The organism is Mesorhizobium delmotii (assembly GCF_900149755.1).
Lineage (GTDB): Bacteria > Pseudomonadota > Alphaproteobacteria > Rhizobiales > Rhizobiaceae > Mesorhizobium > Mesorhizobium delmotii.
In genome coordinates this window covers 357-21,056 of record NZ_FUIG01000057.1, presented here as the reverse complement: position 1 = coordinate 21,056, position 20,700 = coordinate 357, and the positions used below count along the sequence as shown (strand labels likewise).

The 20,700-nt window shown below is 61.4% G+C and carries 23 protein-coding genes and 4 tRNA genes; 11 read left to right on the top strand and 16 right to left on the bottom strand.

The genetic code is table 11. The features are described 5' to 3' along the window. Nucleotides 1–91: 91 nt before the first annotated feature. From BQ8482_RS30755 to BQ8482_RS30725, 6 genes are all read right to left on the bottom strand, one after another. Nucleotides 92–865: an NAD kinase gene (locus tag BQ8482_RS30755; RefSeq protein WP_123151023.1), complete on the bottom strand. Its 774-nt coding sequence runs from the start codon at nucleotides 863–865 to the stop codon at nucleotides 92–94. A gap of 483 nt (nucleotides 866–1,348) precedes the next feature. Further along, nucleotides 1,349–2,110, bottom strand: coding sequence for an MBL fold metallo-hydrolase (locus BQ8482_RS30745; protein ID WP_123151021.1), 762 nt, complete (start codon nucleotides 2,108–2,110; stop codon nucleotides 1,349–1,351). 3 nt (nucleotides 2,111–2,113) lie between these two features. Continuing rightward, on the bottom strand, nucleotides 2,114–3,178 hold the full coding sequence (locus tag BQ8482_RS30740) for an ABC transporter ATP-binding protein (RefSeq protein ID WP_123151020.1): 1,065 nt from the start codon (nucleotides 3,176–3,178) through the stop codon (nucleotides 2,114–2,116). Beyond that, a complete protein-coding gene (locus BQ8482_RS30735) occupies nucleotides 3,175–3,957 on the bottom strand; it encodes an ABC transporter permease (RefSeq protein ID WP_123151019.1) in 783 nt (260 codons plus the stop codon). The genes BQ8482_RS30740 and BQ8482_RS30735 overlap by 4 nt, the downstream gene beginning before the upstream one ends. Before the next feature lie 2 nt (nucleotides 3,958–3,959). Further along, nucleotides 3,960–4,805, bottom strand: a complete 846-nt coding sequence (locus BQ8482_RS30730) for an ABC transporter permease (protein WP_123151018.1) — start codon at nucleotides 4,803–4,805, stop codon at nucleotides 3,960–3,962. Between the two features lie 13 nt (nucleotides 4,806–4,818). Continuing rightward, nucleotides 4,819–5,925 carry a polyamine ABC transporter substrate-binding protein gene (locus tag BQ8482_RS30725; RefSeq protein ID WP_123151017.1) on the bottom strand — a complete coding sequence of 369 codons (1,107 nt, stop codon included), beginning with the start codon at nucleotides 5,923–5,925 and terminating at the stop codon, nucleotides 4,819–4,821. A gap of 90 nt (nucleotides 5,926–6,015) precedes the next feature. On the opposite strand from BQ8482_RS30725, the gene BQ8482_RS30720 reads away from it, so the two are divergent. Together BQ8482_RS30720 and BQ8482_RS40405 are read left to right on the top strand one after the other, a co-directional pair. Further along, the gene (locus tag BQ8482_RS30720) at nucleotides 6,016–6,630 is read left to right on the top strand and encodes a TetR/AcrR family transcriptional regulator (RefSeq protein WP_123151016.1); all 615 of its coding nucleotides are present in this window, start codon (nucleotides 6,016–6,018) and stop codon (nucleotides 6,628–6,630) included. Between the two features lie 16 nt (nucleotides 6,631–6,646). After that, entirely contained in the window at nucleotides 6,647–7,012 is a 366-nt protein-coding gene (locus tag BQ8482_RS40405) for a hypothetical protein (protein ID WP_165848787.1), read from the top strand. A gap of 187 nt (nucleotides 7,013–7,199) precedes the next feature. Here the strand turns inward: BQ8482_RS40405 and BQ8482_RS30710 are convergent, their stop codons facing one another. From BQ8482_RS30710 to BQ8482_RS30700, 3 genes are all read right to left on the bottom strand, one after another. Further along, nucleotides 7,200–7,445, bottom strand: coding sequence for a hypothetical protein (locus BQ8482_RS30710; RefSeq protein ID WP_123151014.1), 246 nt, complete (start codon nucleotides 7,443–7,445; stop codon nucleotides 7,200–7,202). A gap of 689 nt (nucleotides 7,446–8,134) precedes the next feature. Next, nucleotides 8,135–8,503 (bottom strand): hypothetical protein, encoded by a 369-nt coding sequence (locus tag BQ8482_RS30705; protein WP_133254868.1) that lies wholly within the window; start codon nucleotides 8,501–8,503, stop codon nucleotides 8,135–8,137. Between the two features lie 550 nt (nucleotides 8,504–9,053). Next, nucleotides 9,054–9,129, bottom strand: a tRNA-Thr gene (locus BQ8482_RS30700). Between the two features lie 240 nt (nucleotides 9,130–9,369). Between BQ8482_RS30700 and BQ8482_RS40185 the strand changes: the two genes are divergently transcribed. After that, nucleotides 9,370–10,143, top strand: coding sequence for a class I SAM-dependent methyltransferase (locus BQ8482_RS40185; protein ID WP_095492051.1), 774 nt, complete (start codon nucleotides 9,370–9,372; stop codon nucleotides 10,141–10,143). A 350-nt stretch (nucleotides 10,144–10,493) separates the two neighbouring features. Here the strand turns inward: BQ8482_RS40185 and BQ8482_RS30690 are convergent. Next, nucleotides 10,494–10,569 (bottom strand) — tRNA-Thr (locus BQ8482_RS30690). A gap of 153 nt (nucleotides 10,570–10,722) precedes the next feature. On the opposite strand from BQ8482_RS30690, the gene BQ8482_RS38470 reads away from it, so the two are divergent. The 3 genes from BQ8482_RS38470 (at nucleotide 10,723) to BQ8482_RS30680 (ending at nucleotide 11,921) form a co-directional block, all read left to right on the top strand. Beyond that, nucleotides 10,723–10,890, top strand: coding sequence for a hypothetical protein (locus BQ8482_RS38470; protein WP_165848785.1), 168 nt, complete (start codon nucleotides 10,723–10,725; stop codon nucleotides 10,888–10,890). Between the two features lie 196 nt (nucleotides 10,891–11,086). After that, entirely contained in the window at nucleotides 11,087–11,395 is a 309-nt protein-coding gene (locus BQ8482_RS30685) for a BA14K family protein (RefSeq protein WP_123151106.1), read from the top strand. Between the two features lie 169 nt (nucleotides 11,396–11,564). Further along, nucleotides 11,565–11,921 (top strand): hypothetical protein, encoded by a 357-nt coding sequence (locus tag BQ8482_RS30680; RefSeq protein WP_123151105.1) that lies wholly within the window; start codon nucleotides 11,565–11,567, stop codon nucleotides 11,919–11,921. Here the strand turns inward: BQ8482_RS30680 and BQ8482_RS30675 are convergent. Both BQ8482_RS30675 and bhcR read right to left on the bottom strand, forming a co-directional pair. Further along, nucleotides 11,889–12,383, bottom strand: coding sequence for a YbaK/EbsC family protein (locus BQ8482_RS30675; protein ID WP_123151012.1), 495 nt, complete (start codon nucleotides 12,381–12,383; stop codon nucleotides 11,889–11,891). The two genes, BQ8482_RS30680 and BQ8482_RS30675, sit on opposite strands and share 33 nt — an antisense overlap. A gap of 61 nt (nucleotides 12,384–12,444) precedes the next feature. After that, nucleotides 12,445–13,329 (bottom strand): HTH-type transcriptional regulator BhcR, encoded by an 885-nt coding sequence (gene bhcR / locus BQ8482_RS30670; protein ID WP_123151104.1) that lies wholly within the window; start codon nucleotides 13,327–13,329, stop codon nucleotides 12,445–12,447. Nucleotides 13,330–13,532: 203 nt separating this feature from the next. On the opposite strand from bhcR, the gene gcl reads away from it, so the two are divergent. The 3 genes from gcl (at nucleotide 13,533) to BQ8482_RS30650 (ending at nucleotide 17,434) form a co-directional block, all read left to right on the top strand. After that, on the top strand, nucleotides 13,533–15,314 hold the full coding sequence (gene gcl / locus BQ8482_RS30665; RefSeq protein ID WP_123151011.1) for a glyoxylate carboligase: 1,782 nt from the start codon (nucleotides 13,533–13,535) through the stop codon (nucleotides 15,312–15,314). A 199-nt stretch (nucleotides 15,315–15,513) separates the two neighbouring features. Then, on the top strand, nucleotides 15,514–16,311 hold the full coding sequence (gene otnI, locus BQ8482_RS30660; protein WP_123151010.1) for a 2-oxo-tetronate isomerase: 798 nt from the start codon (nucleotides 15,514–15,516) through the stop codon (nucleotides 16,309–16,311). Between the two features lie 235 nt (nucleotides 16,312–16,546). Continuing rightward, the gene (locus tag BQ8482_RS30650) at nucleotides 16,547–17,434 is read left to right on the top strand and encodes a 2-hydroxy-3-oxopropionate reductase (protein ID WP_123151009.1); all 888 of its coding nucleotides are present in this window, start codon (nucleotides 16,547–16,549) and stop codon (nucleotides 17,432–17,434) included. An 87-nt stretch (nucleotides 17,435–17,521) separates the two neighbouring features. Here BQ8482_RS30650 and BQ8482_RS30645 read toward each other — a convergent pair whose 3' ends face one another. Continuing rightward, entirely contained in the window at nucleotides 17,522–18,370 is an 849-nt protein-coding gene (locus BQ8482_RS30645) for a TrmH family RNA methyltransferase (RefSeq protein WP_123151008.1), read from the bottom strand. A 200-nt stretch (nucleotides 18,371–18,570) separates the two neighbouring features. Between BQ8482_RS30645 and BQ8482_RS30640 the strand changes: the two genes are divergently transcribed. Together BQ8482_RS30640 and BQ8482_RS30635 are read left to right on the top strand one after the other, a co-directional pair. Then, nucleotides 18,571–18,655 (top strand) — tRNA-Tyr (locus BQ8482_RS30640). A gap of 81 nt (nucleotides 18,656–18,736) precedes the next feature. Then, a tRNA-Gly gene (locus tag BQ8482_RS30635) sits at nucleotides 18,737–18,810 on the top strand. A 125-nt stretch (nucleotides 18,811–18,935) separates the two neighbouring features. Here BQ8482_RS30635 and BQ8482_RS30630 read toward each other — a convergent pair. The 3 genes from BQ8482_RS30630 to BQ8482_RS39740 all read right to left on the bottom strand — a co-directional run. Then, complete coding sequence (locus BQ8482_RS30630; protein ID WP_123151007.1) at nucleotides 18,936–19,382, bottom strand: GFA family protein; 447 nt, start codon at nucleotides 19,380–19,382, stop codon at nucleotides 18,936–18,938. A 66-nt stretch (nucleotides 19,383–19,448) separates the two neighbouring features. Beyond that, a complete protein-coding gene (locus BQ8482_RS30625; protein ID WP_123151006.1) occupies nucleotides 19,449–20,336 on the bottom strand; it encodes a DMT family transporter in 888 nt (295 codons plus the stop codon). Between the two features lie 23 nt (nucleotides 20,337–20,359). Then, nucleotides 20,360–20,700: hypothetical protein (locus BQ8482_RS39740; RefSeq protein WP_244603062.1), on the bottom strand; the 341-nt coding region annotated here is incomplete at its 5' end.

The following is a 20,700-nucleotide window of genomic DNA, read 5'->3' as shown; positions in this document are numbered from 1 at the left end:
TTTGTCAACAGAAACGGGCGGGGATTGGCATGATTGTGAAGTCGTAACCTTAATCGCGATGCTTAATCGAACTGACTGTCGCCGTACCGGCTCAGTAACGGAACTGTTCGGCGAGAATGCGCTCATTCCACGAGTGGCTCGGATCGAACAGCAGCGTCGCCGTCACCGTTGGCGATTCTTGCACCGTAACCGAGGTTACGGCCTTCACCTCGGTGTGGTCGGCGGCGGCGTTCACCGGCCGCTTTTCCGGCTCCAGAATGTCGAAACGAACGGTCGCCTTGTTGGAGAGCAGCGCGCCGCGCCAGCGGCGCGGGCGGAACGGACTGACCGGGGTCAGCGCCAGCAGCGGCGCGTCAAGCGGCAGGATCGGCCCGTGCGCGGACAGATTGTAGGCGGTCGAGCCGGCCGGTGTCGCGACCATCACACCGTCGCAGTTCAATTCCTCCAGCCGCACTTGCCCGTCCACGGTGATGCGGATCTTGGCCGTTTGGTAGGACTGGCGCCACAGCGCAACCTCGTTGATCGCCAACGCCGAGATCGTTTCGCCCTCTGCCGTCACCGCCTGCATCTCCAGCGGACGGATCGTTTCGGCAACGGCCGCCGCGATGCGCCCGGTCAAACCGCTGGCGCGGTATTCGTTCATCAGGAAGCCGATGGTGCCACGGTTCATGCCGTAGACTTTTTTTCCCGTGCTCATCGTGTCGCGCAAGGTCTGCAACAGGAAGCCGTCGCCGCCGAGTGCGACGACGATCTCTGCATCCTCGATGGACGCCTGGCCATAGCGCGCCGACAGGCTCTCCAGCGCCGCCTTGGCGTCGGCTGTGTCGGACGAGACGAAGGCGAAACGGCTGGCGGCTTTGTTCATGGCTCCCCAATGTCGACGGTTGGTGGCGACCGGCTGGTGGCGCCCGGTTGCTTGGGCCGCGCCAGCGCCGGGTTAGCATGGGCGGGCAAATCTGCAAAGGGAGGCATGTGGCGCTGCTCGACACAGCGCCGGGAAGAGCTGCCGGTCAGGTGCTCGCGCATCGTGTCAAGTGACAAGCGAATGTGATGGTTAAGACGGAGATTAAACTCTCGTAAAGCCGGATCGACCATGTTAGCCGGCAGTGGATGGGCGGCGTGGGGCCAGCCAGTCGGACCAATCTATTGCCGGTAACACGCCTGATTATCATCGTCCTGATGCTGGGAAGTTTTGCTCTTGCCTTTGCCCAACTGGTGCGCCAGTCCGAAGAGACGAGTTTGAGACCTCAGCCCACGGCTTCACGCTGCGGCGACGCCGCCGGCACGCCGTGCCCGCAAAGGGCGCTGTGAACTCGCCAGGCACTTCCTGCGATACGAAGACCGGTGCTTATCGCGCCTGCAGCAGATGGCAGCCGGCCTGCCGCTTTTGCGCGAGATACTCGTCGATAAGCTGGTGGTAGCGCACCCTGCCGAAGCTCGGGAAGTGGCCGCCATGCACGACCGCGACTTTCAGCTCGCGCATCCGTAACAGCGTCTCGACATAATCGTCGACGGCCGAATGATAGACATCGTCGATCAGCGGGCCGTCATAGACGATGTCGCCGGACAGCAGGATGCCGGTCTTCCTCTCATAGAGCGCGATGCCGCCTGGTGAATGGCCCGGCGTGTGGATCACCTCGAAGGCACGGTCGCCGAGATCGACGACGTCGCCTTCTCCGAGCAAGCGATCGGCCGGCGCCGGCAGGATCCGGTAGCGCGCGGTATCCCAACCTTGCGGCATTCCGTCGAACATTGCCTCGGTGGCATAGCGGTCGGCGACCGTCCACTCATTGCGCGGATCGGCGAGGATTTCCGCTTCGGCCGCATGCACGCAGCGGTCCGGAAATTCGTGATGGCAGCCGATATGGTCGAAATGGGTGTGGCTCGCGACGCAGGTGAGCTTTCGCTCCGTCACCAGCGGCACATGGCGCCGCAGGCTGAAATGGCCGAGGCCGGTGTCGAACAGAAGATCGTGGTCGCGACCGCGCACATGCCAGAGGTTGCAGCGGAAGAACGGCTTGATCCACGGCTCGTGGATCAGCGTCACGCCATCGGCCATGCGGATGGTTTCATACCAATTCGGAGCGTCGATAATCGGAAGCGCGCCCATGGCTCAACTCGCCAGAAGGATGATGTCGCCAGCCTCGCACGAAACCGCAACGATGTCGCCCGGCTGGACGGCCGCAGCGGCGGGAGCCCTGGCGATGAAGTGCAGCGCCGGGTCTTTCTCGGAGACAGCAAGCACGCGCTTGAAGCTGCCTTGAAAAACAACGTCGCTCACCTTGGCCGTGCCGAACCCTACAGCGCCGCCGGCCGCGCCGAGGACAAGATGCTCCGGACGGACGGCGAGTGCGACAGTCGTCCCGGCCGGCAATGTGCCGGTCAGCGAAAGCGGTCCGACCTGCGTCGCGACAGTGATTGTTCCGTCCTTCGCCGCCGTCACCGCTCCTGAAATCAGCGTGCTTTCGCCCATGAAAGTCGCGGAAAAGCGCGTCGCCGGCCGCGCATAGACACGCTCGGGCGGCCCTTCGTCCTCGATGCGCCCGTCATTCATCACCACGCAATGGTCGGCCAGCGCCATTGCCTCTTCCTGGTCATGGGTGACATGGATGAAGGCTGTGCCGACGCGCTTCTGGATCGCTTTCAGCTCGTCCTGCATCTGCCGGCGCAACTTTAGGTCGAGCGCTCCGAGCGGTTCATCGAGCAACAGCACCGCAGGTTCGACGACAAGGGCACGGGCCAGCGCCACACGCTGGCGCTGGCCGCCGGAAAGCTGGTGCGGCTTCTTGTCGAAGGCGGTGGCCAGCCCGACCAGCGCCAGCGCCTCGCGCGCCCGCGCGGCACGTGTCGCGGCATCGATGCCTTGCATGCGCAGTCCGAAGCCGACATTGCTGCCGACGCTCATATGCGGAAACAGCGCATAGTCCTGGAACACCGTCGTCGTCGGCCGCTTCGCCGGTGGAACGGCAGTGCAGTCCTCGCCGCGGATCAGCACTTTGCCTTCGCTCGGCGTGACAAAGCCGCCGAGAATGGACAGCAGCGTCGTCTTGCCGGAGCCCGACGGGCCGAGCAGGATCGTGTAGCTGCCCGGTTCGATCGTCAGCGAGACGTTCTTCAGCACGGTATGCTGGCCGAAGCGGTGCGAGACAGAGCTTATATCGACCAGTGGCGCGGTCATGCCGGCTTCCTCCGCAACAGCATCAGTTCAAAAAACACGACCAGCACGATGGAGACGGCGAAGACCAGCGAGCCGACGGCGTTGGTCTTGGGATTGAGGCCTGAGCGCAGCAGGTTCCAGATCTCGACCGGCAGCGTCGTGTCGAAGCGCGTCAGCAGGAACGAGATCACGAATTCGTCCCAGGAGAAGGTCATCGACAGGAAAAAGCCGGCGAAGATCGCCGGCGCCATGACAGGCACGGTGATCAGCAGCAGCACCTTCCATTCGGGCGCGCCGAGGTCGCGCGCGGCGCGCTCGATATTGATCTGGTGGTCGCCCATCTGGCTGTAGATGATGGCAAAGCACAGCGGCAGGTTGATAACGACATGGCCGATGCCGGCGGCAAGCAGCGATTTTGGCACGCCGGCCCAGTTGAACAGCACCAGCAATCCCATGCCGATGATGAGATAGCTCACTGTGAGCGGCAGCGTGATCAGCCCGCGCATCAGGCCTGAACCCGGCAGGGCAAAACGCGCAAAACCCCAGGCAGAAAGGAAACCCAGCGCGACGGCTGCAGCCGAGGAGAGAGCCGCCACACCAAGCGAATTGACCAGTGCCGAGGTCAGCCGCGTGTCGGCGAGCACGGCGTCGTACCAGCGCAGCGACGGCCCGGTGAAGGGTGGGATCGGAAACGACGTCGCCTGCAGCGAAAACAGCACCAGCACGACCACCGGCAGGAAGATGAAGCCATAGATGGCTACGGCATAGATCCACGAGACGATACGGACAAGAGCGCGCATGGTCAGGCCCGCTCGATCTTGAGCCAGCGGGCGCAGGCGAGATAGGCAATGGTGACGACCGCCATCAGGATGATCGACAGCGCCGAGGCGAGCGGAAAATCGCCGCGCCGGCCGATCTGCATCATCACCAGCTGCGGCATCAAAAGCTCATTGTTGCCGCCCAGGATCTGCGGCGTGATGTAGTCGCCGATGCACAGCACGAAGGTGAGGAAGGCGCCGACCATGATGCCGGGCAAGGTCAGCGGCAAGACGACATGCAGGAGCGTGCGCACCGGCCCGGCGCCGAGATCGGCGGCGGCTTTGCGGTAGCTCGGGCTGAGCTGCTTCAGATTGGCGAAGATCGTCAGCGTCAACAGCATGACGAAGAAATGGACGAAGCCGATGATCGTGGCCAGCCGTGTGTTGGCGAGTTGCAGCGGCTCGCTAAACAGGCCGGAGCCGGTCAGCGCACGGTTGATCACGCCGTTCTGCGCCAGCACCAGAAGCCAGGAATAGGAGCGCACGACATAGGAGGTCCAGAACGGCAGCACCGCCAGCATCAGCGCCAGCCGCTGCCAGCGCTCCGGCACCTGTTCGGCCAGGATCCAGGCGAAGGGGTAGGCGAGCAGTACCGAGATCAGGGTGACGATGGCGGTGACCTGCAGCGAGTTCACCATCGCCTGCCAATAGGCGGGATTATTGAAGAACTGGCTGTAGTTGGACAGGGTGAAGCCACCGCCGTCATGCGCCGTCAGGCTGGAAAGCGCCATGGCCAGGAAAGGCAGCACGAAGAACAGCAGCGTCCAGCCGAGCGCCGGCGTGACCAGCGCCCAGGGCAGGGCACGCCCAGTGTTTCCAGTAGCGCTCACGACCGGCGACCGATCACTGCGCCTGCAGCATTTCGGTCCAGACGTCCTGCATCTTCTTGTCGAGATCGGCGTTCGGCGCCGGGTAGGGCTGGGCGCGGGCGAGGAAATCCGGCTGCTCGTCGAAGCGCAGGATCTTCTTCTGCTCGTCGGTCAGAGCCGCCTTGGTATTCGCCGGCATTCCCCAATAGCAGGCCGAGGTGGCGAGCCGCGCCTGGCCTTCAGGGCTCATGATGTACTGGATGAACTTCAGCGCCATGTCCTTGTTTTTGGAATCCTTGAACATGGCAAGCGACTGCGACCACAGCACAGCACCTTCTTTCGGGATCGAGAAGTCGAGGGCAGGGTTCTCCTTGGCCAGCCCGGCCGTTACCCATTCGCCGCCGCCGACTAGAATGTCGACCTCGCCGGTCGCCAGCGCCGTCTGGCTGGCGGTCACCTCGCCGACCAGCTTGGCATTGGCCTTCATCTTCAGCAGCTCTTCCTTGATGGCGGGAAGGTCGGCCTCGGTCAGCTCGGCGGTCTTCTTGCCGATCGCCAGTGCGGCCATGCCGATGACCGGCAGGTAATAGTCGTAGATGGCGATCTTGCCCTTGTACTTGTCGCCGGTCAGCGCGGCAAGCGACTGCATGTCGGCCGGATCGACCTTGGTCTTGTTATAGCCGATGGTGTTGTAGCCGAATTTTTCGGTGATGCCGTAGCGCTTGCCGTCGACGACGGTGGAGCTGTCCATCTTCACCTGGGGAAAGAGGTCGGCGAGCGGCAGTTTGTCTTCCGGCAGCGGCTCGAACAGGCCCTTTTCGACGCCGCGCGGTATGTCGATGCTATCGATCACCATCACATCCCAGTCGCCGGGTTGCGACTGTTCGACAATCGCCATACCGGCGCCGGTGCCCTCGAACTCCTTGACATTGACCTTGACGCCATTGGCCTCCTCGAAAGGCTGCAGCAGCGCCGGGTCGGCGTGATCGCACCAGATCAGAGCGTTGAGATCCGCAGCCTGAGCGAAGCTGCCCGTCGCCAGCAGCAGTGCTGTCGCAGCACAAGCGGCGTGGAGATGGCTCTTCAGAACGGAAAGCGGAACCTTGGTAGTTGGATTCGAGGTCTTCAGATTAATGCGCATCGAGTGTTCTCCCTTGCCTTTTTGGCTTGTGACAAAAATTGAACCAATTCTAAAATTGAGTCAATTCTGTTTTTATGGCAAATAGCCGATATGAGCGGATTGCGGGCAAGGCAAAAGGCGGATCGACATCGCCGCATCATCGAGGCGGCGGCGGAGCTTTTTCGCGATGCCGGCTATGAAGGCGCCAAGATCGAGACCATCGCGGCTCAGGCCGAGGTCTCGGTCGGCACGATCTACAACTACTACCAGAACAAGGGCGACATCCTCGGTGCCATCGTGTCGATGGAGGTCAACGAGGTGCTCAATGCCGGGCAGGGCGTCGTCGCCAACCCGCCGGCCAATGTCGGCGATGCGCTCGATACGCTGCTCGGCATCTATATCGAGCATTCGCTGCATTATCTCAGCAAGGAGATGTGGCGGCAGGCGATGGCGATCTCGACGCAACTGCCCGACAGCCCGTTCGGCCAGGCCTATACCGCGCTCGACCGGGCGCTGACCGAGCAGATCCGCGCGCTGATCGCTAGGCTGCAGGGGCTCGGCCTGGTGCGCCGCGATATCGACGGGCAGGCCTTGGGCGAACTGGTGTTCAACAACATGAACATGATGTTCATCGAGTTCGTGAAGCGCGACGGCGCCAGAATTGCCGAATTGCGCGCCGCGATACGCCGGCAGAACCGGATTCTGGTGGCGGCGATCGCGGTGTGAGGGGCGGGATCTCCCGATGGGATTTCTGGTGGGCCGGACGCCGCTAAGCCGCAATCGCGCAGGTTCAAATCAGCTGGTGGCGCGTGGAGCACTCCCGCTGCTGACTTCCCATATCGGCGCGATCGGCGCTTCAACGAGCATGCCTGGGCGGCCGCGCGCGTGGAAACGGCACGATGGTCAATGGCGCCTTGCGGAATTCCGCGATGGCTATTTCCTCAATCAGGGAGTCGAGTGCCTCGCTGACGCGTTGGCTCGTTTCGTCCATGCCGCAGAGCCGGTTTTGGGCACACTCCAAGAGCTCGCGCGCTGCAGCGAAGTCGCTTCGCATAACACCACCCGTTGTCTAGCCCGCCGCACAGACATTGTCGGCGCGCTAAATTGAGCGAGTGCTAATATACACAGGCGCATTTTAATCGAATGGCATTGGAATGGCCGGCGAGCAGGAGATACCGCCGGTCCGCATCCACTGTTGCATCCGTTGGTTCGATTGCTGAATTTTTCTGATGCCCCGGGCACGACCCGGAGGACCTGGGGAGGGCATGGGCGCTTTGCGTTGCAGAACGGGGGGATTAGTCCCGATACGATCTTGGACGGCCGAGAAATTCTCTCGCGGCAGCGATTTGGCGTCGATGCTCGCGAAGGAAGGTCAGGCTGAAACAAATCGAAAAGGCCAGTCCTGAAAGGGTTATCGTTGCTTGCGAGCTTGGATCAGGATCGGGAATCATCAGGAAGCGGAAACCGAACGCCAACGCGAGGGCAGCAAGGCTGCCATACATGCCGCCAATAAAGGGTGCGATCGTGCGTTTCTGCTCCAACGGCGACTCCTATGGTTTCCACTAGGGAATACCCGTGGGTTCCGCCGGTGAATATATGCATTGAAGCTGATGTGCTACCGATCCTGACGGCCCCGGCCTGTGGAAATCGGGGATGAGCAGATATCGAGCGCCCTCGAGGCTCTCGCAAGAAGTCGAAGTTTTCTGGTGCCCCCAGACGGCGCTAAGGGCCAAATCCAACTGGAGCGTCCACCGAAATTACCAAGAAAACTCAAGTGGATATAATGGCCTCTTCCCAGAAACGGTTAAGCTCAGTGTACCTTTTTGTGGCTGAGCGGTGTACCTTTGTAAACCTTGTTTGGCCAAGAGTGGCCGTTGCACATCCCATTCGCGGTCAACTTCCTCCCATTCACACTCGATCCTCAAGCCACCGCACTTTTTTCAGGTGCCGGCGATTATGATCGGTCCGGCAAACGGGCTCGCAAGCCTCTTCCAGAGCGATGAGTTCCGCCGCGACCGGCCAAGACGCGGCGGTGGAGGCTGCTATTAGCTGTGGCCTGCCACGTCGGCAGGGAACATCAGGTGCTGGTACTTGGTCCCTGGAAACATCACGTAGGGATGCTTTGGATCGGCGTCCAAGCTGTTCGGATAACTGGCCGCCATCTCGTGCGCCGCCTTCCCGACTATCATGACGTGCGGACCCGTTTGAACCCAATGCGACTTGTCAGTCGCTAGGGATCATGGTTGCTGGTGCCCAAGTCGCCGGCGAGCATGTAGACGAAGCCGGTCTTGTCAGGCGGCTCGGCCTTGGTGGAAATCGCCTTGAACCATTCAAGCCCGGCGGCATCGGCACACCACGGCTCGCCGGTCGTATCGACAGCGCAAGTCCATCCGTTCGTTCCGGTCTTGATGGGCGTCACCTTGAAGCCATCACCTATCCGAATGATTGTGGCATCCTTCCCGAGATCCGCCGGGGCAGCGGACATCGCTTTTGCAGTGAACTCGGGATCTCCCTGGGGAACCTCCGCTGTGAGTTCAGCGGCGACACTGGAGGCCGAGAGCGCTAATGTTACCGACGCGAGATAAAAGAGCAGTTTCATGGCTACACTCCTGTTGTGTGCGGCCGGCCAGCGTAAACTAACGCCGAAGCCTTGCTTAGCCAATAGGTTCAGATAGTCGGGTAGTAGCAGCGCCGCCCCCTGAGTGGCCCATGATGGACCGCTTCAGCTTCTCAGGAGCCCATCCTCCATGCGGTGGCGCAATGAGTAGGTAGTGACCTTCCTGTCCGCTACGGCGGCTCTAACGTACTTGCCAAGCGCAGCCGAGGCTCTGTCATCGCTGCTTCATGACCGTAACATCTTGCAGTCACCTGCCGCTTTGACGGCCTCCTTTGCCGCTTCCAGGGCGTCATACTGCTTGTGCACCTCGGCATCGGGTCTTGCCGAGGTGAAGCACCATCTCTGTCTCGCTCAGAATGCCTTGAAGTGCCTTGGGCACCTTCCGACGATAGGCCTTCCGATTGCCCCGCGCGGCTGGACATGCTCCAGTGCCATTTTCATCCTTCGTGTACCCTCGGTGTACTTTTTGGTGTACCTCGGGGGGACGTTGAAACCCTTGAGTTTCTTGATTTCTGGATTGTCGGGTGGAAACTGGTGCCCCCGGACGGAATCGAACCGCCGACCTTCGGTTTACAAAACCGCTGCTCTACCAGCTGAGCTACAAGGGCACGGCGCTCCGGTTAGCATATTTGTTGCGCCAGTAAAGACAAAACTCTGTTTTCGGTTGCTGGCGAACGCGCCGGAACGGCCGGCGCGGACATCCTGAAAACGGCCAATTCGCTTCCTATATTGGCCGCAGGTGCAATCGCATAGGCGAGGGTGTCGCATGATCGGACTTGTCGTCATTGCCCTGGTCGTTTCGTGGCCAGAGCGGACCGTAAACCCTCTTCACCGTGAGGATTCCCGTCATGGCTAGAGAAGGGTCTCTGAGAAGATCGACATCGGTGTTGACTAGGGCTCGGCGGCTCGGACGAAAGATCCTGCGCTGGCTGGAGGGAGACAGCCGATCCCAACAGCTCAGAGACGAAGTTCTGTTTTGGAGACACTGGTTCTCCACTCAGGGATCATTCTGGCCAGAGGACTACAAGGAACGTCTTGACCCCAATTTACCAATTCAGGATCACGTTGGGCGATATGTCGACAGGTTGACGACCAACCCAGTTTACATACTCGATGTGGGCGCTGGCCCCTTGACGAAGCTCGGCAAAGTGCATGCCTCGAAAGAGATCATGATTACTGCAACTGACCTGCTGGCAACAGAATATGATCAAGTTCTGAGAGATTTTGGGATCCAACCTCTTGTGCGAACAGTCTTTGGTGACGCCGAAAATCTTAGCACCCAATTTGGCGATTACAGTTTCGACATCGTGCATGGACAGAATTGTATAGACCACACGGCTAGTCCACTCAAGGCAATACAACAGATGCTCTCGGTCACAAAACATGATGGTTTCGTCGTGCTTTATCATGCTGAAAACGAAGGAAAGACGGAATCGTACAAGCAGCTGCACAAGTGGGACTTCACATGTGAGAAAGGACATTTCGTTATCAGAGGGCCTGGACCGGGTGGGGATTCGGTGGATGCCACTGACGCGCTGGCCGCGGTAGGGTCTGTTGAATGTAGCTTGGATGACGGCGCGGTGCTTGTTGCAATCCGAAAGCATCCGCAAAGACGTCAGTGATATCTGGCCAACCTGCTCGCAGGCGGGCCCTCCTATTCGGGGGCGTGGGATTCAGATAGCGGTCACCTGAAGTATCACGGGGTAACACTTCGGTTCCGCTTCGCTCCACCTCCATCCGGCAATGGCGGCGGAGACATCAATGCACTAAATAATAACACCCAAACTGGACCACTCGGTGGGGGCCGATCACGGCTCGTCACTCCTAAATTTGCCTCTAGTACCTCTCCTTCATCAGGGACATATATCTTTTTGGAGCTTGATTAGCATGTACGTCTGGTTACCCCGTGTCGTTACCCTTACTGTGGAAGAACAAGACAAATGGCCGGATTATTTCTAGTATTTGATTTTGCTGGTGCCCCCGAACGGAATCGAACCGCCGACCTTCGGTTTACAAAACCGCTGCTCTACCAGTTGAGCTACAAGGGCATGGCGCTCCGGTTAGCATAGTTGTTGCGCCAGTAAAGACAAAACTCTGTTTTGTCGGCGAACGCGCCGGAGCGGCCGGCGCGGACATCCTGAAAACGGCCAATTCGCTTCCTATATTGACTGCAGGTGCAATCGCATGGGCGAGGGTATCGCATGATCAGACTTGTCGTCATTGCCCTGGTCGTCGTCGTGGCCTGGATTGTCCTGGTGAAGCTCGTCAAGCAAGTGAAGAGCGCCAATGTCGACTGGACCGGCATCACCACCATCATCGGCTTCATCGCGCTCGCCTTCTGGCTGCGCCACATCACCGGCATGGGCTAAGGCCTCCCGCCGGCGGGCTGCCGACTGGCGCTCTTCGCCGGTCGTAATTGTGCGCCTGGCTGCAAACCCTGTTCAGACCGGCCGCTTTTGCGCTTTCGAAAAAATCCAAAAAACCGTCGAACCTTTTTCCCTGCTGCAACGACTGATGGTCAAGAGGCGGATGGATCGCCTCTCACAACGCAGCAAGGAGATCGTCATGTTCAAGCGCACCATCGTTTCCGGCCTCATCGCCACCACCGTCGCCGCCGCCATGCTGGCCGGCTCCGTTCAGCCTTCGGCCGCCCATCACAAGCACCATCACAACAAGCATCTTGGCATCGGCATCGCCGCCGGCGTCGGCGGCTTCCTGCTCGGCACCGCGCTCGCCCAGCCGCGCACCGTCTATATCGAGGAAAATGGGGGCTCATGGCACGTCCGGCGCTGCCTCAACCGCTATCAGAGTTACGATCCGTACTCGGACACCTATGTCGGCTACGACGGCTACCGTCACCGCTGCCGGCTTTGAGGGGAGGTGAACCGTTTCAGGCAAGGGAAAAGGGGGCACCCACTGCCCCTTTTTCAGCTGTCTGGGTTGCAAAATTGAACCCGGCACCGCAACCGGTTCCAGCGAGGGATGTACAGGGATTTTTCGACAGCTTAGTCTGGCGGTGAAGGCACCAGAGGGAGAGGGACGCTTGGACGAGCACGAACCCAAGGAAGAGCAGATTGAGACGGATTTCCGCAACGGCACGATCACCACCGTCGGCATTCTACTGGCTTTCTCGCTGGGCTTCATCACGCATTGGGCCGCCAACCCGCTCCCTTGGGAAATCTATCACCTGGCAGCCGTCGTGCCGATTTTGATAGGCATTGCCTTGCAGATACGAGCGCTGCAGTTGCTGCTCGACACAACGTCTCTACAGCGACGCGTCTATGAACGCGCCACCCGCATCTTCATCGCCGGCCTCATCTTCACCGCCTGCGGAGTTGGGCTGGCGATGCTGCTTGATTTCTACGACCTATCGACCAAGAGCGCGGTGCCCGGGGCCTAGCTCATCCTGACAGATGTCGCACCATTCGGCGCCGGTCAGCGCCGCCATGCGCTCGACGCCTATTTTCACCGCTGCATTGGTTGCGCCGGCCGCTGGCACGACCTGATCGTAGGCGCGCAGCGATACGTCGCAATAGACCGGCAACGGCGAGGCGAGGCCGAAGGGGCAGACGCCGCCAATCGGATGGCCAGTGATTTCGGCCACCTGCTCGGCATCGAGCATGCGCGGCTTGCCGCCGAATGCAACGCGCGATTTGCGATTGTCGATGCGCGCGTCGCCGCGGGCGACGACCAGCATGATCCGGTCACCGACGCGCAGGCAGATGGTCTTGGCGATCTGCCCCGGCTCGACGCCGTGCGCCTCGGCCGCGAGCGCGACGGTCGCCGAGCTTGTCGGCGTTTCGATCACCTCGATGTCGGGGGCATATTCGGCGAAGAAGGCTTTGACGGATTGGAGGCTCATGCGTCTTTCGGGCGTCGGCTGGCGGAAGGTGGACGCAAACTTGGCCGTAGCCGGGCGGCTGTCAAGGTAAGCGCGCAGCGCCAATCTCGAAGAGTGAACCCGGTTCGGCGGCGCGGCTTGGTGAAGAAGGGGGCGGCAGACCACCAATCATCCTGGTTATTTCCGTTGCGGCTTCGCGCACCAGGGGGCCGATCTCGACCAGCCGCTCCGGCGTCACCCGCACTGTCGGTCCCGAAACCGAAACCCCGCCGATCGGCTCGCCGAACTCGTTGAAGATCGCGGCGGCCACGCAGCGCATGCCGGGATGCCGCTCCTCGTCGTCGACCGACCAGCCGCGCAGCTTGATCGTCACCAGGTCGCGGGCCAGCGCCGAGATGTCGGACAGCGTCTTTTCGGTGAAGCGCTCCAGCCCGGCCCGGCGCAGGATGGCGCCGACGCGCTCCGGCTCGAGATGCGCCAGCACCGCCTTGCCGATGCCCGACGCATGGAAGGAACTGCGCGTGCCCGGCCGGAAGAAGGCGCGGATCGCCTGATGCGTCTCGACCTGGCTGACGAAGACGACGCAATCGTCCTCGGCGACGCCGAGATTGGCGGTCTCGCCGGTCTTCTCCATCAGGTCCTGCATAACGGTGCGGGCGCGGTCGACCAGTTTGCGGCGGCGCAGGAACGCCGCGCCCATGCGATAAGTCTCGACGCCGATCGACCAGAGCTGGTCGGTGCCGTCGAACTCGACCATGCCGTGGTTTTCCAGCGTCGTCAGCATGCGGTAGGCGGTGGAGGCGGGGAGGCCGCTCTGCGCGGCGATCTCGCTCAGCGACAGACCGCTGCCGTCGGCGACGATGGCGAGGATGCGCAGCGCCCGGTCGAGCGACTGCACCGAAGCGGCGTCGGACGGACCGTGGAAGGCACGCGGCCGCCCGCGCTGGCGTTTTTCGGTGGTTTCCATGGCGGCATTCTTGCCGATTTCGCCAGATGCGCAATGAAAAAGTTTTTCACTGGCTTGCCACGCCAATTTCCTGGAAAACAGAAAACATAATGAAATCATGATGTAGATGCCGTTTCTTAGAAATGAAAAAATATTCTGAAAAAATTGAAAAATAGTCGGCGCACTGGCATTCTCGGTCATCAACACATTCCGTGGAGGCTGACATGGCCAGAATGCGCGCAGTCGATGCAGCGGTTCTCGTTCTCGAAAAGGAAGGTATTTCCTGCGCCTTCGGCGTGCCGGGTGCGGCGATCAACCCGTTCTATTCGGCGCTGAAGGCGAGGGGCACCATCCGCCACATCCTCGCGCGCCATGTCGAGGCGGCCTCGCACATGGCCGAGGGCTATACCCGCGCCAAGTCAGGCAATATCGGCCTGTGCATCGGCACTTCGGGCCCGGCCGGCACCGACATGATCACTGGGCTCTATTCGGCCGCGGCCGATTCCATCCCGATCCTCTGCATCACCGGCCAGGCGCCGCGGGCGCGTCTCAACAAGGAGGATTTCCAGGCCGTCGACATTGCCGCCATCGCCGCGCCCGTCGCCAAATGGGCGGTCACCGTCATGGAACCCTACCTGGTGCCGATGGCGCTGCAGAAGGCGTTCCACCTGATGCGCTCATCGCGGCCGGGGCCGGTTCTCGTCGACCTGCCGGTCGATGTGCAACTGGCCGAGATCGAGTTCGACATCGATGCCTATGAGCCGCTGGTGCCGTTCAAGCCGGCAATGTCACGCAGCCAGGCCGAGAAAGCCTTGGCGATGCTCAACGCGGCCGAAAGGCCTGTCATCGTTGCCGGCGGCGGCATCATCAACGCCGATGCCTCGGATCTGCTGATCGAGTTCGCCGAAGTCAGCGGCGTGCCCGTGATCCCGACGCTGATGGGCTGGGGCGCGATTCCCGACGACCATCGGCTGATGGCCGGCATGTGCGGGCTGCAGACGTCGCATCGCTACGGCAACGCAACGATGCTCGAGGCCGACTTCGTCTTCGGCATCGGCAACCGCTGGGCCAACCGCCATACCGGCTCGGTCGACGTCTACACGAGGGGCAAAAAATTCATCCATGTCGACATCGAGCCGACCCAGATCGGCCGTGTCTTCGCGCCGGATCTCGGTGTCGTCTCGGATGCCGGTGCGGCACTGAAAATGCTGCTCGACGTCGCCACCGAATGGAGGACGGCGCGGAAACTGCGCGACTGGTCGGGCTGGGCCAGAGAATGCCAGAGCCGCAAGAAGACGATGAAGCGCAAGACGCATTTCGACCAGGTGCCGCTGAAGCCGCAGCGCGTCTACGAGGAGATGAACAAGGCATTCGGCCGCGACACCACCTATGTCACCACGATCGGGCTTTCGCAGATCGCCGGCGCGCAGTTCCTGCATGTCTACAAGCCCCGCAACTGGATCAATTGCGGCCAGGCCGGCCCGCTCGGCTGGACGCTGCCGGCAGCGCTTGGCGTTCGCGCCGCCGACCCGCAGCGCAACATCGTGGCGCTGTCCGGCGACTATGATTTCCAGTTCATGATCGAGGAACTGGCAGCCGGCGCGCAGCACAAATTGCCCTATATCCATGTCGTGGTGAACAATGCCTATCTCGGCCTGATCCGCCAGGCGCAACGCGGCTTTTCGATGGATTTCGAGGTCAGCCTCGCCTTCGAGAACGTCAACCGCAAAGACGATCCCGAGGCTGGCTATGGCGTCGACCACGTTGCTGTTGCCGAGGCCATGGGCTGCAAGGCGATCCGGGTGCGCAGGCCGGAGGAATTCGCCGGCGCCTTCAAGCAGGCGCAGCGCCTGATGAAGGAGCACCAGGTTCCCGTCGTGCTCGAATTTATCCTCGAACGCGTGACCAACATTTCGATGGGCACCGAAATCGACAAGATCACAGAGTTCGAGGAGCTTGCCGAACACCATGAAGATGCCCCCACGGCGATCGTCATGCTGGATTAAGCTGCGCTGATATTCAGGTGATGCCGGCCTGCAAACGGCGGTTTCTTGGTACTTCCGGTGCTCACGTACCAAAAGTACGCTCCGCTCCGGTTCTCGGAACCCACCTAGTTTGGTCGCTTCGCGCCCGTCTTCGACCCCGGCTCGGCCTGACCTGAATCTCACCACAGCTTGGGCCGGGCGAAAACAAGGAGAAAAAAGAATGCCGCGTTTTTCAGCCAATCTCTCGATGCTCTTTGGCGAGCACGATTTCCTCGACCGCTTCGATGCCGCCGCCCGCGCCGGCTTCAGGGGTGTCGAATATATCGGCCCTTATGACCATGCGCCCGATGTCGTGGCGGCGAGGCTGAAGAAGAATGGCCTGACGCAGGTGCTGTTCAACCTGCCGGCCGGCGATTGGGGCAAGGGCGAGCGCGGCATTGCGGTGTTGCCGGATCGTGTTCCCGAGTTCCGGCAAGGCGTCGCCAAGGCGATCACCTACGCGCATGCGCTGGGCTGCGAACAGGTCAACTGCCTCGCCGGCATCGCGCCGCGAGGCGTCGAGCGTTCAGTGATGGAAGATGTCTTCGCCGAAAACCTGGCTTTCGCAGCTGAGAAGCTGGCGCAGGCCGGCATCAGGCTGTTGACCGAGCCGATCAACACGCGCGACATTCCGGGCTTCTTCCTGAACTATTCGGACCAGGCCCTGGCGCTCATGGACCGCGTCGGTTCAAAGAACCTTTTCCTGCAATACGACATCTATCACATGCAGATCATGGAGGGGGATCTCGCCCGCACCATCGAGGCAAACCTCGGCCGCACTGCGCATATCCAGCTTGCGGACAATCCCGGCCGTCATGAGCCGGGGACGGGCGAGATCAATTTTCCTTTCCTGTACAACCACATCGACCGCATCGGCTACACCGGCTGGGTCGGGGCGGAGTACAAGCCGGAGGCCAACACGGAAGCCGGGCTGGGTTGGTTCCGGGAGTTTGCCGGGCAGGGCAGTGCGGCGGCGTAGGGGTCAAGAATTATTGAAGTCGAGTTCCTTCGCGCCCCCCTCTGGCCTGCCGGCCATCTCCCCCACGGGTGGGGAGATCGGCAGTTCCGGCGCCGGCTTTTACTTTTCCAACGTCGAAAATTGGCGAAAGCGGCGGTGACATCCAATCTCCCTCCTTGTGGGGGAGATGGCCGGCGGGCCAGAGGGGGCGCGAAGGAACGCGGCCTTAACAAGGAAAATACCAGGGAGAACATCAATGGACACAATCGGTTTCATCGGCCTCGGCATCATGGGCGCGCCGATGGCGGGGCATCTGATCGACGCCGGCTACACCGTCGTCGCCAGCGACCATCGCTCGAAACCGCCGGCCGGTCTCGTCGCCAAGGGTCTGAAGACCGTCACCGGCCATCACGCCGTTGCGAAAACGGCCGACATCGTCATCACCATGGTTCCCGACACGCCTGAGGTGGCCGACGTGCTGTTTGGCGAAAACGGTGTCGCCTCGGGTTTGACGGGGGGCAAGCTGGTCATCGACATGAGTTCGATCTCGCCGATCGAGACCAAGGTTTTTGCCAGGAAGATCAACGACCTCGGCTGCGACTATCTCGATGCGCCGGTGTCGGGCGGCGAGGTCGGCGCCAGGGCCGCGTCGCTGACCATCATGGTCGGCGGCGAGGAAAAGGCATTCGAGCGCGCCAGGCCGGTGTTCGAAAAAATGGGCAAGAACATCACGCTGGTTGGCCCCAACGGCGTCGGCCAGACCACCAAAGTCGCCAACCAGATTGTCGTTGCGTTGACCATTGAAGCGGTCGCCGAAGCCCTTGTTTTTGCGTCGAAAGCCGGCGCCGACCCGGCCAAGGTGCGACAAGCGCTGATGGGCGGGCTAGCGGCCTCGCGCATTCTAGAAGTGCATGGCGAGCGCATGATCAAGCGCAGCTTCGCGCCGGGCTTCCGCATCGAATTGCATCAGAAGGATCTTAATCTCGCCCTGGAAGGGGCAAAAGCGCTTGGCGTTTCGCTGCCCAACACCTCGACGACGCAGCAATTGTTCAATTCCTGCGCGGCCAATGGCGGCGCCAAGGAGGATCACTCGGCGCTGGTCAGGGCGCTGGAGCGAATGGCGGGACATGGGCTAGGGGAATAGGGCAGTAGGGGAGTAGGGGAGTAGGGCAGTAGGAAATGTCTATTCACGGCATGCGGCAAACTTGCACGTCCCTACTCCCTTACTCCCCTACCCCAAAACCTTCCTCGCCGCATAAAGGCTCACCGCCGCGGCGTTCGACACATTCAGCGAGCGGATGGCGCCGGGCATGTCGAGCCGGGCGAGCGTCGTCACCGTCTCGCGGGTCTTCTGGCGGAGGCCCTTGCCCTCGGCGCCCAGCACCAATGCGATCTTTTCTCCCGAAAAACTCTTCTCGAGTTCCGCCGGTCCGTCGGAATCGAGGCCGATGGTCTGGAACCCGGCATCGTGCAACTGGCCGAGCGCGTCGGCGAGGTTCTTTACCTCGATCTGGTCGATATGCTCCAGCGCGCCGGAGGCCGACTTCGCCAGCACGCCGGATTCATGCGGGCTATGGCGCGCCGTGGTGATCAGCGCGCCGGCGCCGAAGGCGACCGCCGAGCGCAGGATCGCGCCGACATTGTGCGGGTCGGTAACCTGGTCGAGGACCAGCACCAGCTTTGTATCGCCGAGCGCATCGAGGCGCTTCGGCTTCAGCGGCTCGGCTTCGATCAGCACGCCCTGATGCACGGCATCGGAGCCGGTGACCTTGTCGATGTCTTTCGGCTCGACCATCTCTGTCTCAAAGGGCAGGGCGGCGAGGTCGGCGATCGCCAGCCGCTCGGCGGCGTTGCGCGTCACCAGCATCTTCTTGATCCGCCGGCGCGGATTGTCGAGTGCCGCCCGCACCGTGTGCAGGCCGTAAAGTCGCACCAGGCCGTCCGCTGCTGTCTCTCCTGGCGGCACCGGCTGGCGCGGCCTGAACGCCGGCGCGCCGCCGCTCTTCTCGTCGCGATGCGCTCGGCGCAGCTTGGCGTAGTGGGTGTCTTTCGGGGTCTTGGGCTTGTTATCATTGCTCATGGCCGGTTCTATAGCCGTGTCGTCTGTCTAAGGATACAGCCGGAAAACCCTGCTCGTCGGGTCGTCAAGAAATTCAGCGCGGTTTGCCGGGATGTTGCGGTTGACAGTTTTGGGCGCTGCCGCCATAAGGCGCTTCGCGAAGGGCTGCTCACGCAGTCGCGACGCGTCAATGCCTCGTTGCATGGCTCCGGCGGCAGACTGGAGAGGTGCCCGAGTGGTTAAAGGGGACGGACTGTAAATCCGTTGGCTATGCCTACGTTGGTTCAAATCCAACCCTCTCCACCACTGCCGGCCCGGAAGCCCTGAAACGCAAAGCATCGGACCAAAAGTGCATAGCGGTTTTCGGGTGATGCTTAACTGAACGGCGCGGGTATAGCTCAGTGGTAGAGCAGCAGCCTTCCAAGCTGAATATGCGGGTTCGATTCCCGCTACCCGCTCCAAGCATGCTGTTGAAGTCATTATCAAAAATAGCTTCCTTGAAAATGCGCCGTGTCGCTGCGTGTCACTGTCTGTGGCGGTTCTGTAGTGCCTGAGCGGCAATGCCGTCATCGACATCGCCAGGTCTTCAGTCGGCGCCTCCGGCGACATGCTTTTCATATTGAGGCAGGTCGTCGGCGATCGTGAACCACTTCGCCTTGGAGCCGACAAAGATGTGCTGGGTCGCGCGGATGGTCGGCTCGTCGACGAGGGTTCCCATGGCGACGTGCACGAAGGCGCCGTCGCGGACGACCGAATAGAGCAATGAGCCGCAGGTCTTGCAGTGCACGTCGTGGCCGGTCTCCTCGCCAAAGATCAGGAGGTTGTCCTCGCCCTTGGTCAGGCTCAGTCTCTCACGCTCGATGCCGGCAAACGGCTTGAAGGCCGAACCGGTGGTGCGCCGGCAGTTCGAGCAGTGGCAGTTGGCGGCGTAGATGAACTCGTCGGCCACCGCGTATTGCACGGCGCCGCACAGGCAATTTCCGGCAAGCATGCGGTTGCCGGCATTCTCTTGGCTTGTCACAGGTTTCTCCATTTTTTGCGGGCAGCGGCCAAGTTGAAATTTGCGGTGTAACCGTTGTTTTGGTCACCACTGCCCAAATTATGCGACGACGGTCAGTCGGCGCCTACGCTCGTCAAGCGACACGATGGTCAGCCCGCTGGCCACCACCAGCAGGATGCCGCTGATCGCCAGCGCGTTCGGCAATTGCTGGAACACCACCAGCCCCGAAATGACCGCCCAGACGGTGAAGCAGTAATAGAACGGCGCCACCACCCGGGTCGGCCCGGCGCGATAGGCCATGAAGATGAAGAAGTGGCCGAAGATCAGGAACAATCCGGCCCCAGCCATAAGCAGCAAATGATGCGTCTCCGGCATCACCCAACGCTCGGACATCAGATGCGCGACGCCTGAGCCGACCAGCACCACCACCACCGCGGAAATCGCGACGATCATGCCAGGCACATCGGCGGCGACCCGCCGCCCGGCGAGATCGCGCGCGGCGGCGAATGCCGCATTGCCGAGCGCCAGCAAGGCGTAGACCGAGATTCCCTGCATGGTCGGCTGCGCCACCATCACAGCGCCGATGAAGCCGAGCCCGATCAGCGCCATGCGCAGCCCCCCGATCCGTTCGCCGAACAGGACAGCGGAGCCAATCAGCATGAGCAGCGGAGTGATCTGCCCCAGGGCGGTCGAATCGGCGATCTCCATGTTGGCGAGCGCCACCACGTAGCAAAGGATTGCCGCCAGCTCGAGCAGGTTTCTTTGCAACACTCTCCTGTCGAGGATCAGCGGGATCTGCTTGGCGTAGCCCAGCGCAAACAGCAACGGGATGCCCCAAAGCGTTGCCGCTGTCCCGCGCAGAAACAGCGCTTCATAGGGCGGCAGTCCTACCGTGGCGAGCTTCAACATGGTGTCGTTGGCGACATAGGACCCGGTCGAGAGGATCATGAACAGCGGGCCGCGGATGGCGATCGGAATGAAATGCATCGGATCAGGAAATCAGACCGGCGTCACACCGGCAATGGGCCAGATCCGGCTGTAAATCCGGCAAGCGGACAGGCGGGAGCGGCGATGTCCACCCGCTGAATGCCGGTACCCGCGGAACCTATCTCCGGCCATTCCATTCCTTCTTGTTCGTTCCTATATCCGCGCCACATCCCCGAAAACCGGATCATGGGTTCAGACCGGGTGAGAAAGTCCCGGCCACAAGGCACTTGTGTTTTTCGGCCGCAGTCGCTAATCGCCCCGCATTCGACTGAACTGAAGGTCCAGGCCGTCCAAGGAAAGAGACTATGGCAAAAGGTAAATTCGAGCGTACAAAGCCTCATGTGAACATCGGCACGATTGGCCA